The 12,577-nt window shown below is 69.1% G+C and carries 10 protein-coding genes; 3 read left to right on the top strand and 7 right to left on the bottom strand.

Annotated elements, in window-relative coordinates; all coding sequences use genetic code 11:
- Positions 1–339: 339 nt before the first annotated feature.
- The 5 genes from ACFU53_RS15750 to ACFU53_RS15730 all read right to left on the bottom strand — a co-directional run bounded on the left by ACFU53_RS15750 (position 340) and on the right by ACFU53_RS15730 (position 7,272).
- A complete protein-coding gene (locus ACFU53_RS15750) occupies positions 340–1,722 on the bottom strand; it encodes an alpha-amylase family protein (protein WP_383991539.1) in 1,383 nt (460 codons plus the stop codon).
- A gap of 352 nt (positions 1,723–2,074) precedes the next feature.
- Entirely contained in the window at positions 2,075–3,757 is a 1,683-nt protein-coding gene (locus tag ACFU53_RS15745) for a glycoside hydrolase family 13 protein (protein ID WP_383991536.1), read from the bottom strand.
- A 154-nt stretch (positions 3,758–3,911) separates the two neighbouring features.
- Positions 3,912–4,826, bottom strand: coding sequence for a sugar ABC transporter permease (locus tag ACFU53_RS15740; RefSeq protein ID WP_383991533.1), 915 nt, complete (start codon positions 4,824–4,826; stop codon positions 3,912–3,914).
- Between the two features lie 13 nt (positions 4,827–4,839).
- The gene (locus ACFU53_RS15735) at positions 4,840–5,844 is read right to left on the bottom strand and encodes a carbohydrate ABC transporter permease (protein ID WP_383991531.1); all 1,005 of its coding nucleotides are present in this window, start codon (positions 5,842–5,844) and stop codon (positions 4,840–4,842) included.
- A 156-nt stretch (positions 5,845–6,000) separates the two neighbouring features.
- Positions 6,001–7,272 carry an extracellular solute-binding protein gene (locus tag ACFU53_RS15730; RefSeq protein WP_383991528.1) on the bottom strand — a complete coding sequence of 424 codons (1,272 nt, stop codon included), beginning with the start codon at positions 7,270–7,272 and terminating at the stop codon, positions 6,001–6,003.
- Positions 7,273–7,739: 467 nt separating this feature from the next.
- Here ACFU53_RS15730 and ACFU53_RS15725 point away from each other — a divergent pair, with 467 nt between their 5' ends.
- A complete protein-coding gene (locus tag ACFU53_RS15725) occupies positions 7,740–8,774 on the top strand; it encodes a LacI family DNA-binding transcriptional regulator (protein WP_383991525.1) in 1,035 nt (344 codons plus the stop codon).
- 132 nt (positions 8,775–8,906) lie between these two features.
- Complete coding sequence (locus ACFU53_RS15720; protein ID WP_383991522.1) at positions 8,907–9,770, top strand: phosphatase PAP2 family protein; 864 nt, start codon at positions 8,907–8,909, stop codon at positions 9,768–9,770.
- Here ACFU53_RS15720 and ACFU53_RS15715 read toward each other — a convergent pair.
- Positions 9,760–10,692 (bottom strand): LysR family transcriptional regulator, encoded by a 933-nt coding sequence (locus ACFU53_RS15715; RefSeq protein WP_383991519.1) that lies wholly within the window; start codon positions 10,690–10,692, stop codon positions 9,760–9,762. The genes ACFU53_RS15720 and ACFU53_RS15715 overlap by 11 nt on opposite strands.
- A 73-nt stretch (positions 10,693–10,765) precedes the next feature.
- Between ACFU53_RS15715 and ACFU53_RS15710 the strand changes: the two genes are divergently transcribed.
- Positions 10,766–11,743 (top strand): DMT family transporter, encoded by a 978-nt coding sequence (locus ACFU53_RS15710; RefSeq protein WP_383991516.1) that lies wholly within the window; start codon positions 10,766–10,768, stop codon positions 11,741–11,743.
- On the opposite strand, the gene ACFU53_RS15705 is transcribed toward ACFU53_RS15710, so the two are convergent.
- Positions 11,709–12,485 carry an MBL fold metallo-hydrolase gene (locus ACFU53_RS15705; RefSeq protein ID WP_383991513.1) on the bottom strand — a complete coding sequence of 259 codons (777 nt, stop codon included), beginning with the start codon at positions 12,483–12,485 and terminating at the stop codon, positions 11,709–11,711. The two genes, ACFU53_RS15710 and ACFU53_RS15705, sit on opposite strands and share 35 nt — an antisense overlap.
- Positions 12,486–12,577 lie beyond the last annotated feature (92 nt).

The raw sequence follows: 12,577 nt of genomic DNA, 5'->3' as shown, positions 1-12,577 counted from the left end.
GGTCAGCGCGGTCACGGTGACCGCGCTGACCGCTGCGGCCCGTCCGGCGTGGGCGGTACGACGCCTGGACGGCGTCGGCCATCTCGGTATCACGGATGGACTCCTTGCGATGACGGCTCTGGTGGGTCCGACCCCGCGCGACCGTATCGCCGCGGAAAGCTTTTCAGCAAGAGGCTTGAAAGTAACGGAAAGAGCTTTCAGGTGCGCCCGTTGTGCTCAGCAGGTGGAGTTCGTCTGCGCCGACAGGCCCAGCCGCCACGGGAGGGTGTTGTAGTCGCACCCTCCCGTGCCACGCGTTGCCGGTCGCGACGACGCGCGGTCACACGAAGGAACAGCGGTTCAGCAGCTGGACTTGCCCGCGTAGACCGCGAGAGCCGTGTTGGAGCCGAGGGTGGCGGTGAACTGGCCGGAGCTGTTCACAGTGACCGTCGTGTTGTTCTGCACGTTGCAGTACGTGCCGGCCGCGAGTGAGGTCTGGTACGTACGGCTGAGGCTGTTCGACTCGTGGTTGATGGCCACGAAGCCCCTGCTGCCCCTCCCGAAGGCGATCGCGTCGTTGCCGTTGTCCCACCAGTTGGTCACGGCCTCGCCGCGCGTGGCGTTGCGGAAGGCGACCATGCGCATGATCTCCGGCCAGGCGTGCTGGCACTTCCACCCGTCCTGCCAACAGGCGTCGACCGTACCGCCGTTGGGCGGCCCGGCATCGGTGGAGGAGAACTCGTAGCCGGAGTTGATGTCGGGCGCGCCGTACGGGTAGGCCAGCATGAAGACGTTGGCCAGTGTGTAGTTGGCGCCGTCCTTGTAGCTGAGCGTGGAGCCGTTGCGCTCGGTGTCGTGGTTGTCGACGAAGACCCCGGAGACGGAGCTGCTCATGTAGCCCCAGCCCTCCCCGTAGTTCTTGAGGTAGGCGAGGTTCTCGTTGTTGAAGACCCGCTTGAGGTCGAAGGCGTACCGGAACTCCTGCACATCCCCGTTGCCGGTGTACTCGCTCGGCTGCACGGCCTCCCCGGAGCCGTAGATGGCCTCCTGCTTCCAGTACGCGGACGTGTTGCTCAGCCGCGACTTGATGTTGGCCAGGTCGGCGGCGGGGATGTGCTTCGCGGCGTCGATCCGGAACCCGTCGACGCCGTACCCCAGCAGGCTGTTCATGTACTTGGCGATGGCCGACCGGACGTACTCCTCACCGGTGTCCAGGTCGGCGAGGGTGACGAGCTCGCAGTTCTGGACGTTGGCGCGGTTGGTGTAGTCGCTGATGGTGGCGGTGCAGTCGTCGAAGTCGAAGGAGGAGTAGAGGCCGGGGTAGTTGTACTTCGAGTACGACGATCCGCCCGTACCGGTCCCGCTCCCCGCGGACATGTGATTGACGACGGTGTCGACGACGACCTTGACGCCTGCCGCGTGACAGGTGTTGACCATGTTCTGGAAGGCGGTGGCGTCCCCGAGCCGCCCGGCGATCTTGTAGCTGACGGGCTGATACGACGTCCACCACTGCGAGCCCTGTATGTGCTCGGCGGGCGGCGAGACCTGGACGTACCCATACCCGTTCGGGCCGAGGGTGTTGGTGCACTCCTTGGCGACGGAGGCGAAGCTCCACTCGAACAGGACGGCGGTCACGTCCTTGGTCCCGGGCGGCGACGCGTACGCGCTCCCCGCGGGCACCGCGAGCGCGATCGACGCACCCGCCGCGAGAGCGAGCGCACCGGAGAGTGTTCTGCTGGTCATGTGTGGGGTCCTTCACCGTTGAAGGGATCCGAAGGGGAGGGCCGAGGACCCGAAGAGGGCCCATGCAAGATCCGTTGCCGTTTCTTGCTGCAAGATGGCTGAAAACTTTCAACCGACAGGAAGGTACGAGTCCACTTGTCGAACGGTCAACCCTCCGGACACACCTTCTTCACGCACCCGAAATCCCTTCACGGGGTGCGGTGTTGGGGTGAGGTGAGCTGCGGGAGTGGGGCGAGGACGACGAAGGGCCCGCAACCCGGCATGGGGTCGCGGGCCCTCGTCCCGGTCAGGAGAGGTCGGAGAGGTCCTCGCGGGTGAGGGTGATCGACCCGGCGGTGTTCCTACGGGAGCCTCAGACGGTCGTCCACCAAACCGTCGTGTCCCCCGGCAGTTTCGCCTCGCTCTCCGCCACGGTCACCTCACCACTCGCGACCAGGACGCGGCCGTACGCGGGAATCGTGACCGCCTCGCCCGTCGTGTTCGCCACGCACACGAAGTCCCCCCGGCGGAAGGCCAGGACCCCCGCGGGCGCCTTCAGCCACTCGACCGAGTCGCCCGCGCCCAGACCGGGCTCCTCCCGGCGGACGGACAGGGCGGTGCGGTACAACTCCAGGGTGGAGTCCGCCGCGCCCGTCTGGGCCTCGATGCTCAGGTCGCCCCATTCGGAAGGCTGCGGCAGCCAGGAGCCACCGGCCCCGAAGCCGTACGACGATCCGGCCCGTGTCCAGGGGATCGGGACCCGGCAGCCGTCGCGGAAGCCGTCCTGGCCGGCGCCTCGGAAGTAGGCGGGGTCCTGGCGGACCTCGTCCGGGAGGTCGACGACGTCCGGGAGGCCCAACTCCTCGCCCTGGTAGACGTACGCCGAACCCGGTAGCGCCAGCATCAGCAGCGAGGCTGCGCGGGCACGACGTAGCCCCAACTCACGGTCGCCCGCCAGGCGGATCTGCGTGCCCAGACCCGGTTCGTTCGCGAAGCGGGTCGCGTGGCGGGTCACGTCGTGGTTCGACAGGACCCAGGTGGCGGGGGCGTTCACCGGGCGCATCGCGTCCAGGGTGCGGTCGATGACGACCTTCAGCTCGGCCGCGTCCCAGTCCGTGCCCAGGTACTGGAAGTTGAAGGCCTGGTGGAGCTCGTCCGGGCGGACGTAGTTCGCGGTGCGCTCGATCGTCGGAGTCCACGCCTCCGCCACGAAGATGCGGTCCCCCGCGTACTCGTCCAGCACCAGGCGCCACTCGCGGTAGATCGCGTGGACGCCGTCCTGGTCGAAGAACGGCATGACATCGTTGCCCAGCAGCTTCAACTGTTCGTGGGAGCCGAGGTCCGGGAGGCCGTCCGCCTTCACCAGGCCGTGGGCCACGTCGATGCGGAAGCCGTCCACGCCCATGTCGAGCCAGAAGCGGAGGACGGAGCGGAACTCGTCGCCGACCGCCGGGTGGTCCCAGTTGAAGTCGGGCTGCTCCGGGGCGAACAGGTGCAGGTACCAGGCGCCCGGAGTGCCGTCCGGCTCCGTCACCCGCGTCCAGGCCGGGCCGCCGAAGATGGACTCCCAGTCGTTCGGGGGGAGTTCGCCCGCCGCACCCTTGCCCTCGCGGAAGTGGTAGCGGTCGCGCAGCGGAGAGCCCGGGCCCTCCGCCACCGCCCGCCTGAACCACTCGTGCCGGTCGGAGGAGTGGTTGGGGACCAGGTCGACGATGATGCGGAGGCCCAGGTCATGGGCGTCGCGGATCAGGGCGTCCGCGTCCAGCAACGACCCGAACATCGGGTCCACCGCTCGGTAGTCGGCGACGTCGTAGCCGGCGTCGGCCTGCGGGGAGGCGTAGAAGGGGCTGAGCCATACGGCGTCGATGCCGAGGTCGCGCAGGTACGGGAGTCGGGAACGTACGCCCTCCAGGTCGCCCATGCCGTCGCCGTTGCTGTCGGCGAAGCTGCGCGGATAGACCTGGTAGATCACCGCGTCGCGCCACCAGTCGCGGCGGGAGGCGACGGTGGCGAGCGCGGAGTTGTCGGCCGGGTCGGCAGAGGAGTGCTGGCTCATGACGTCCTTGGTGCGATCGGGGGAGGGGTCGGGGGCGTCGATCGGTGTCTCGGGTCTGGTTGACGAGGCGGCCGCGGTGTCAGCGGGGTCGGATGGACACCGCGGCCGCCACCCGTACGACGAGGCGTACGGGAGTCTCTCTCGCAAAGGGCCCTCAGCCCTTCGTGCCGCCCGCCGTGAGCCCGGTCACCAGGTTCTTCTGCACGAGGTAGAAGAACGCGGAGACGGGGATCGCGACCAGTACCGCGGTGGCGGCCATCAGGTTGCGCTGGGCGTCGTGTTCGCTGACGAAGCTCTGCAGGCCGACGGCGAAGGTGTACTTCGTATCGGACAGCATGAACGTCGAGGCGAAGGCGACCTCCCCGAACGCGGTGATGAAACTGTAGAACGCGGCGACCGCGAGGCCCGGCTTGGCGAGCGGCAGGATCAGCCGTGCGAACGTGCCGAAGGGGCTCAGCCCGTCGACGCGTCCCGCCTCGTCGATCTCGAAGGGGATCGTGTCGAAGTAGCCCTTGAGCAGCCAGGCGCAGTACGGCACGGCCGTCGAGCAGTAGACGAGGACGAGTCCGAGGTAGCTGTCGATGAGCTTCAGCTCCGACAGGATCTCGTACATCGGCACCATCAGTACGGCTACCGGGAACATCTGCGTGACCAGAAGCACCCACATGAACTTCCGGTAGCCCGGGAAGCGCATGCGGGAGACGGCGTAGCCGGTGGTCGCCGCGATCAGCACCCCGATGACGGTGGTGCCGAGCGAGACGACGAGGGTGCTGACCAGCCAGTCGAAGAACGGTGTCTCCTGGAGCACGTACGAGTAGTTGCCAAATGTCATTTTGCCGAAGATACGCCCGGGATGCAGGTAATCGTCCTTGTCCGGGCCGAGGGACAGGAAGACCAGCCAGGCGATCGGGAAGAGCGCGGTCAGGCTCGCCACGATGAGGATCGCGTGGGAGGCGAGGCTGCCGGCGAGGCTGTTCTCGCCCCGTCGGCGTGTCCTGGGCGCCGAGGCGGTCCGCGCGAGGGGCCCGTCGTCCTCGGGAGCCGTGGTCTTGACGGTCGTGGTGCTCATGGGGGCTCCTGCCTCAGATCGCGAGCTGCTGCTCATCGCGGTTCAGCCAGCGGCGGTAGACGGAGGTGAAGACGATCAGGATGGCCAGCAGCAGGATGCCGTAGGCCGCCGACTGCGCGAAGTCACGCGGCTGCTGCCCGAAGCCGAGGTAGTACGCCCAGGTCACGAGGATCTGCGCCTCGGGCGCGGTGTCGCCGAACAGCAGGAAGATGACGGCGAACTGGTTGAACGTCCAGATGACGCCGAGGAGGACGACGGTGGAGCTGACGGACCTCAGGCCCGGCAGGGTGACGTGGCGGAAGCGCTGCCAGGCGCTCGCGCCGTCCATCTCGGCGGCCTCGTAGAGCGTGGAGTCGATGGACTGGAGTCCGCCGAGCAGCGAGATCATCATGAACGGCACACCGCACCACGTGTTGACCATGATCGCGGCGAACCGCTGCCAGAAGGTGTCCTCCAGCCACAGCGGGGTCGGCAGGTGCAGCGCTTCGAGGGCGCCGTTGATGACGCCGCCGTCGGCGAGCATGAACCGCCAGCCGAACACGGTGACGAAGGTGGGCACGGCCCACGGCAGGACCAGGATCAGCCGGTAGAAGGTGCGGCCGCGCAGCTTCTGGTTGAGCAGCAGCGCGAGGCCGAGGCCGATGACGTAGTGCAGGGCGACGCAGAGGGCCGTCCAGACGATCGTCCAGATGAAGTGCGACCAGAAGCGGTCGTACGAGGTCGGGCCCCACAGGATGTCGGCGTAGTTGTCGAAGCCGATGAACTCGTAGGTGGCCTCGATGTGGTTGACGCCGATCGTGCGCGCCGAGTTGAGGCTGTTGGCGTTGGTGAGGGTGAGATAGAAGCCGCGCGCCAGCGGATACAGCACCAGGACGCCGAGCACGACGACCACCGGGGCGATCATCGCGTACGCGTACCAGTACCGCTGGTACGACTGCCTCAGACGCGTCAGCCGGCCCGGGCGCCCGCCCGGTTCACCTCGGCGCTTGCCGGTCGCTCGGTCGATGGCGACTGTCATCGTTCGACACCTTCTGGAAGATCAGGGGCTGGGCTGCTCGGGGGCTGGGCTGCTCGGGGGACAGACCGGTGACCGCCGCATCCGTCCCCCGAAGATCTGGGGGTCCCCCGCTCGGGCGAAGCCGGGAGTGGGGGAGGACTCGGCGGTCACTCGGGATCACTTGCTGAAGTCCGGGACCAGCTTGGCGATCGCGGTCTCCGCGTTGCCCAGGCCCTCGTCGAGGGACTTCTTGCCGCCGGCGACGGCCAGCAGCTCGGTGTCGAGCGGGCCCCACAGGGAGCTGTACTCGGGCAGCTCGGGGCGCGGCTGGGCGGCGGCCAGGACGGTCTGGTAGCCGGCGATGCCCGGGTCGGCCTTGACCTCGGTGGTGTAGGCGTCGTCACGGGTCGGCAGCGTGGAGTTCTTCAGGGCGATGGTCTCCTGGGACTTCGCCGAGGTCATGAAGTTGACGAACTTCAGCGACGCCTCCTGGTGCGCCTTGTCCGAGCCGGCGTAGACGGAGAGGTTGTGGCCGCCGGTCGGGGCGCCCGCCTTGCCGGTGGAGCCGGCCGGGACGGTGGCGATGCCCAGGTTGGCCTTGTCCTTGAACGCCGAGCCCTTGTAGAAGTTCGTGATCTCCCACGGGCCCTGGATGATCGAGGCGACCTTGCCGTTGACGAAGGCGTCCTGGATGTGGGCGTAGGCGTCCGCGGTGGTGTCGGCCTTGTGCAGGCCCTTGCCGTCGAAGAGGTCCAGCCAGGTGCCGTACGCCTTCTTGGCCTCGGCGGAGTTGACCGTGATCTTCTTGGCGGCGACGTCGACGGTGTCGGTGCCGTCGCCGTACAGGAAGGACTGGGCGTAGTAGGCCTGGGTGGAGCCCCAGTAGCCGTCGGCGCCGGTCTCGTCCTTGACGGTGGCGGCGGCCTTCTTCAGGTCGTCCCAGGTCTTCGGGGCCTCGGTGATGCCGGCCTTCTCGAAGAGCTCCTTGTTGTAGACCAGCGCGAGGGTGTCGGTGACGAACGGGACGCCGTAGGTCTTGCCGTCGTACTGGGCCTGCTTGATCAGGCTGGGCTGGAACTTGTCCTGGTCCGTGAGGGCCTCGGTGCCGTCCAGCGGCAGGAAGAAGCCCTTCTTGGCGAAGGCGGGGGTCCAGCCGACCTCGGAGCGCAGGATGTCCGGGGCGCCCGTGGCACCGGCGGCGGTGTCGAACTTGTTCTGCGCCTGGTCGAAGGGCACGTTGACGTACTTGACCTTGATGTCCTTGTTGGCGGCCTCGAACTCCTTGACCAAGGCCTTGTACGTCGGTGCCTCATTGGTGGCGTTGGAGGTGTCCCACCAGGTGATGGTGACCGGACCGTCGGCCGAGTCGCCGCTGTCGCTTCCGCCGCAGGCCGTCGCCGTGAGGGCGATCGACGCCACCAGCGCGGTGGCCGCTATGCCACGCCGCATGAGATCTCCTTGAGGGTGAAAAGCCCGTGTACTGGGAGGAGGGCCCCGTCTGCCACCCCTGCCGAGTGCCGCCGCGCCGTCGCCGCCGCCGGGCGTGGCCGAACGTAACAGCGATGTAAGCCGGACGAAAGACCTTGCTGCAAAAAAATGCAAGAACCGGTGATGGTTACCCCGCCGTGACCTGCGCTCGACCACCCCGAAACCCTGTATCCAGGCCGCTCAGCGAGCATGGCGGCAGCCATGAAAGACTCTGCAAGCTCTTGCCACGACGCGCGCGTACGGCAATCATCACTCCGTCAGCGTCTTGCGGAAGTGACCCCTTCTCCGCGCACGGGCGCCCCCACGGACACCGACCAGAATCACGAGGGACCGCGATGACGCAGCAGCCCGCAGCGGGCCGCACCCCCGCCCGCACCCGGCGCCGGGCCGGTGGGCAAGCGCAGGCCCGGCCGGTACAGTCCAGTGCTGTGACCACACGGCTTGCCGACATCGCAGCCCAGGCGGGGGTCAGTGAGGCGACTGTCAGCCGCGTCCTGAACGGGAAGCCGGGCGTCGCCGCCACCACTCGCCAGTCCGTTCTGGCCGCCCTCGACGTGCTGGGCTACGAGCGGCCCGTACGGCTGCGTCAGCGCAGCGCGGGCCTGGTGGGCCTCATAACCCCGGAGCTGGAGAACCCCATATTCCCGGCCCTGGCCCAGGTCATCGGCCAGGCGCTGACCCGGCAGGGCTACACCCCGGTCCTCGCCACCCAGACCCCCGGCGGTTCGACGGAGGACGAGCTGACCGAGATGCTCGTCGACCGCGGCGTCGCCGGCATCATCTTCGTCTCCGGTCTGCACGCGGACACCTCGGCCGACATGCAGCGCTACGAGCAACTGCGCGCCCAGGGTGTGCCGTTCGTCCTCGTGGACGGTTTCTCGCCGAAGGTCCAGGCCCCCTTCATCTCGCCGGACGACCGGGCGGCGATGTCCCTCGCGGTGACGCACCTGGTGTCGCTCGGGCACACACGGATAGGTCTGGCCCTGGGCCCCAAGCGCTTCGTCCCGGTCCAGCGCAAGATCGAGGGCTTCGTCCGGACGATGCAGGACCAGTTGGGCCTGGCGGCCGCGACCGTCGAGTCCGAGTTCGTCCAGCACTCCCTGTACACCCTGGAGGGCGGCCAGGCGGCGGCCCTGGCGCTCATCGACCGGGACTGTACGGCGGTGGTGTGCGCGAGCGACATGATGGCGTTGGGCGCGATCCGGGCGGCCCGGCAGCGGGGTCTTCAGGTGCCGCAGGACGTCTCGGTCGTCGGCTTCGACGACTCCCCCCTGATCGCCTTCACCGACCCCCCGCTGACGACCGTCCGCAAGCCGGTCCCGGCGATGGGGCAGGCGGCGGTGCGTACGTTGCTGGAGGAGATCGGTGGGACACCGGCGCCGCACAGCGAGTTCGTGTTCATGCCGGAACTGGTGGTGCGGGGGTCGACCGCTTCGGCCCCTGGGGACCGGAGTCGTACCTAAGACGGAGAAGGCGGAAAGCGATGCCATACGTGCGGAGGAGATGCCCCTCCGCCGTACCCCGACGAACGTGCGTGATGAACCCGACCAGAGGATGATCGGTGGGGAACGGCTTATCTGGCAGACTCTGTGCCCATGGGTGACTCAACCGTGACGACACTGGAGGAAGGCCGGGAGCAGGCCGCTCCGCGGTCCGTCACGGGCGCGCCGGGGCAGGGGTCTCTGCACCGGCTGAGGGTTCCGCGTCGTCCTCCTCTCTGGTTCGAGATCCTGCTGCTCGCGGTGAGTTACTGGACGTACTCCCTGATCCGCAACGCGGTCCCCGAGCAGAAGACGAAGGCGCTCAGCAACGCCGACTGGATCTGGAAGGTGGAGCACCACCTCGGGATCGCGGTCGAGGAGACGATCAACCACTCCGTGAACTCGGTGACATGGCTGATCGTCGGCATGAACTACTACTACGCGACCCTGCACTTCATCGTCACGCTCGGTGTCCTCGTGTGGCTCTACCGTAGTCATCCGGGTCGTTACGCGGCGACGCGTCTTGTGCTCTTCGCCACCACCGCGGTGGCCCTGGTCGGCTACTACTTCTACCCCCTGGCACCGCCCCGTCTGATGACCAACGAGAACTTCATCGACACGGTCGTCGTCCACCAGACCTGGGGCTCCATGGCCTCCGGGGACCTGAAGAACATGTCGAACCAGTACGCCGCGATGCCGTCCATGCACATCGGCTGGTCGCTGTGGTGCGGCCTGACGATCTTCGCGCTGGCGTCGGTGCCGTGGGTGCGGGTGCTGGGCCTCCTCTACCCCACGCTGACGCTCGTCGTGATCGTCGCCACCGCCAACCACTTCTGGCTGGACGCGGTGGGCGGCATGCTGTGCCTCGCGTTCGGCTTCGGGGTGACTCGGGTCTGGTACGGGGCGTTGCCGTACGCGCTGCCCCGGTATGTGGCCGGGGGCAAGGGCGAGCGGGAACTGGCGCCGGTCAAGGCATAGAGCCGCTGTCGGGGGGCTCTTGCTGCGGGCCCGAGGCGTCGGCGGCGTCCCGTAGCGCCCTGACGAAGGTTTTCAGGGCCGGCTGCGGCGGAGCCGTCTCGCGTACGGCCGCGTGGATGGAGCGTTGGGGTTCCGGGCCGGTGAACCGGCGTACGACGACGTCCGGGTGGGGGCTGCCCAGGCCGAGGCGGGGGATGAGGCCGACGCCCAGTCCGGCGGCGACGAAGCCCTGCGCGGTCGTGTAGTCCTCGCTCTCCACCACGAACCCGGGCCTGAATCCTGCCTCGGCGCACGCCTCCAGCTGGGCGTCCAGACAGGGCCCCGGCCATTCGCTGCCGACCCATGGCTCGTCGGCGAGGTCGGACAGTGCGAGGGCGGGCCGGTCGGCGAGGGGGTGCGCGGCGGGCAGTACGGCGACGTAGGTGTCGTCGAGCAGGTGCAGCAGCCGTACGCCCTCGGGGTCGGCCCCGCGCGGCCGTACGACGAGCGCGAGGTCGGCTCGCCCCTCCTTGACGGCCGGGAGCGGGTCGTCGGGGTCGATGAGCTTCAGCTCGATCCGGACGCCGGGGTGCTCGGCGCGCAGCCGGGCGACGGCGGGGGCCACCAGGGAGGCTCCGGCCGTGGCGAAGTACCGCACGGCGAGCCGTCCCGTGCGCCCCGACCGCAGATCGGCCAGCGCGGTTTCCGCCTCCGCGACCTGCCGGCCGATCGTGTCGGCGTACTCGGTGAGCAGCAGCCCGGCCGCCGTGGGCCGCACCCCGCGCCCGACCCGCTCCAGCAGCGCGATCCCGGCCTCCTTCTCCAGCACCGCGATCTGCTGGCTGATCGCGGAGGGGGTGTAGCCGAGGGTGGTCGCGGCCGCCGTCACCGAGCCGCTGGTCACCACGGTCCTGAGGACCTGCATCCGACGCACATCGAGCATGTAGAACAGCTTAAAGGTATGTGCATCATTTTTCGCTTGTCCTTATGCATCCTGGCGCCCGATCGTTGAGCACATGCCTCTCGCGTCCACCCTCCGCATGGCCGTGCTCGCCCTCCTCTGGGGCTCCGGCTTCCTCTGGATCAAGCTCGCCCTCAACCACGGCCTGTCCCCGCTCCAGATCACGGTCACGCGGTGCGCGCTGGGCGCGGGGGTGCTGCTGGCGCTGGCCCTCGCCGCGCGCCAGCGCCTCCCCCGCGACCGGCGGACCTGGGGCCATCTGCTGGTGGCGGCCTTCCTCTGCAACGCCCTGCCCTTCGCACTCTTCAGCGTCGGCGAACAGACCGTCGACTCGGGCACGGCGGGCGTCCTCAACGCGACGACCCCGCTGTGGGCCCTGCTCCTGGGCCTCCTTCTCGGCACCGACCGTCCCCTCTCCCCCGCCCGTCTCACCGGACTGCTGCTCGGCTTCACCGGAGTCCTGCTGATCTTCGCGCCCTGGGAGCGGGCGGGGCTGATGACCGGCGGTGCGCTCGCCCTGCTCGGGGCGGCCGTCAGCTACGCGGTGGCCTTCGCGTACATGGGCCGCCACCTGACGGGCCGCGGCGCTCCGCTCGCCGTCTCCGCCGCGCAGCTCCTTACGGCGACGGGGTGGGCGGGGCTGGCGCTGCCTGTCGGGAGCCCAGGCGCGGCCGGGGTGGATGCGACCGCCTTTGTCGCGGTCACCGTCCTGGGGATCTTCGGCACCGGGGTGACCTTCTACCTCAACTACCGCCTGATCGAGGACGAGGGCGCGACGAGCGCGGCGACGGTCGGCTATCTGCTGCCGGTGGTGTCGGTCGCGTTGGGCGCGCTGTTCCTCGACGAGAGGGTGGGGCCGCGGGTGATCGCGGGGATGGTCGTGGTGTTGGCGGGGGTGTCGTTGACTCGGCCGCGCAAGGGGGCGGCGGGGGTGGCGTCCAGTCCGGCTCCGACTGCTGCTCGCGCCGGCGCTCGCACTACTACAGCCGCCGCCACTGCTACCGCAGGCGGTCGGCCAGGCCTGCGGCGGTGAAGGCGGCGTTCAGTTCGTCGCGGCCCTCGGTGAAGTGGCCCCAACTGTCGCAGTGGACGGGGACGACCCGGCGGGCGCCGAGGACGGCGGCGGCTTCGGCGGCCTGGGCGCTGTCGAGGACAAGCAGAGCACCGTCGAAGATGTGGCCCCGGGGCGCTCCCGCGAAGAGGACCACCGTGTCCACCGGGCCGAACCGCTCGGCGATCTCCTTGACCAGCGTGAGCGAGGCGTTGTCGCCACTGACGTAGACGGTCGGCAGGCCGGCGGCGGTCAGCACGAACCCGGTGACCTCACCCGCGATCGCCTCGACACCCTCCGTCCCGATCTCCTCGGGACCATGCAGCGCGGGCGTGGCCGTGACGGTGACGGTGCCGCCGCCGGGGCGCCGCACCTTCGTGGACTCCCAGGGCGCGAGGCCGCGTGCGGTGCCGCCGAGGCGGGCCGCGCCGCCGGGGGTGGTGAGGGTGAGGGGTACGTCGGCGAGGAGGGCGCGGCCGGAGTGGTCGAGATTGTCGGGGTGCTCGTCGTGGGAGAGCAGGACGGCGTCGACGGGGCCGAGGTCGGCGGGCGTGACGGTGGCGGGCGCGGTCTTGGTGAGGCGGTGTCCGCCGGGGAGGGGGTAGTCGCCGGGGGCGTCGAAGGTGGGGTCGGTGAGAAGGCGGAGGCCGCCGTACTCGATGAGGGCGGTGGGGCCGCCGAAGACGTGGACGGGGATCTCGATGGTGGTGTGGGCGTCGGTCACGGCAGGAACCCCTCACGGATCGATGGCGGAACATCCGTGACTTTCTCACGGATGACTGGCGGGCTATCCGTGAGTGACCGTAGTCGTTCCTC

Source organism: Streptomyces sp. NPDC057474, from assembly GCF_042802555.1.
Taxonomy (GTDB): Bacteria; Actinomycetota; Actinomycetes; order Streptomycetales; family Streptomycetaceae; genus Streptomyces.
The sequence above is the reverse complement of the archived record's forward strand: the minus strand, read 5'-3'. Positions and strand labels throughout refer to the sequence as shown.

Excerpts from the sequence above, each read along its gene's own strand:
- ACFU53_RS15740 (WP_383991533.1), bottom strand. The coding sequence starts at position 4,826 with ATGAGCACCACGACCGTCAAGACCACGGCTCCCGAGGACGACGGGCCC.
- ACFU53_RS15745 (WP_383991536.1), bottom strand. The coding sequence starts at position 3,757 with ATGAGCCAGCACTCCTCTGCCGACCCGGCCGACAACTCCGCGCTCGCC.
- ACFU53_RS15735 (WP_383991531.1), bottom strand. The coding sequence starts at position 5,844 with ATGACAGTCGCCATCGACCGAGCGACCGGCAAGCGCCGAGGTGAACCG.
- ACFU53_RS15720 (WP_383991522.1), top strand. The coding sequence starts at position 8,907 with ATGGGTGACTCAACCGTGACGACACTGGAGGAAGGCCGGGAGCAGGCC.
- ACFU53_RS15750 (WP_383991539.1), bottom strand. The coding sequence starts at position 1,722 with ATGACCAGCAGAACACTCTCCGGTGCGCTCGCTCTCGCGGCGGGTGCG.
- ACFU53_RS15730 (WP_383991528.1), bottom strand. The coding sequence starts at position 7,272 with ATGCGGCGTGGCATAGCGGCCACCGCGCTGGTGGCGTCGATCGCCCTC.
- ACFU53_RS15715 (WP_383991519.1), bottom strand. The coding sequence starts at position 10,692 with ATGCTCGATGTGCGTCGGATGCAGGTCCTCAGGACCGTGGTGACCAGC.
- ACFU53_RS15710 (WP_383991516.1), top strand. The coding sequence starts at position 10,766 with ATGCCTCTCGCGTCCACCCTCCGCATGGCCGTGCTCGCCCTCCTCTGG.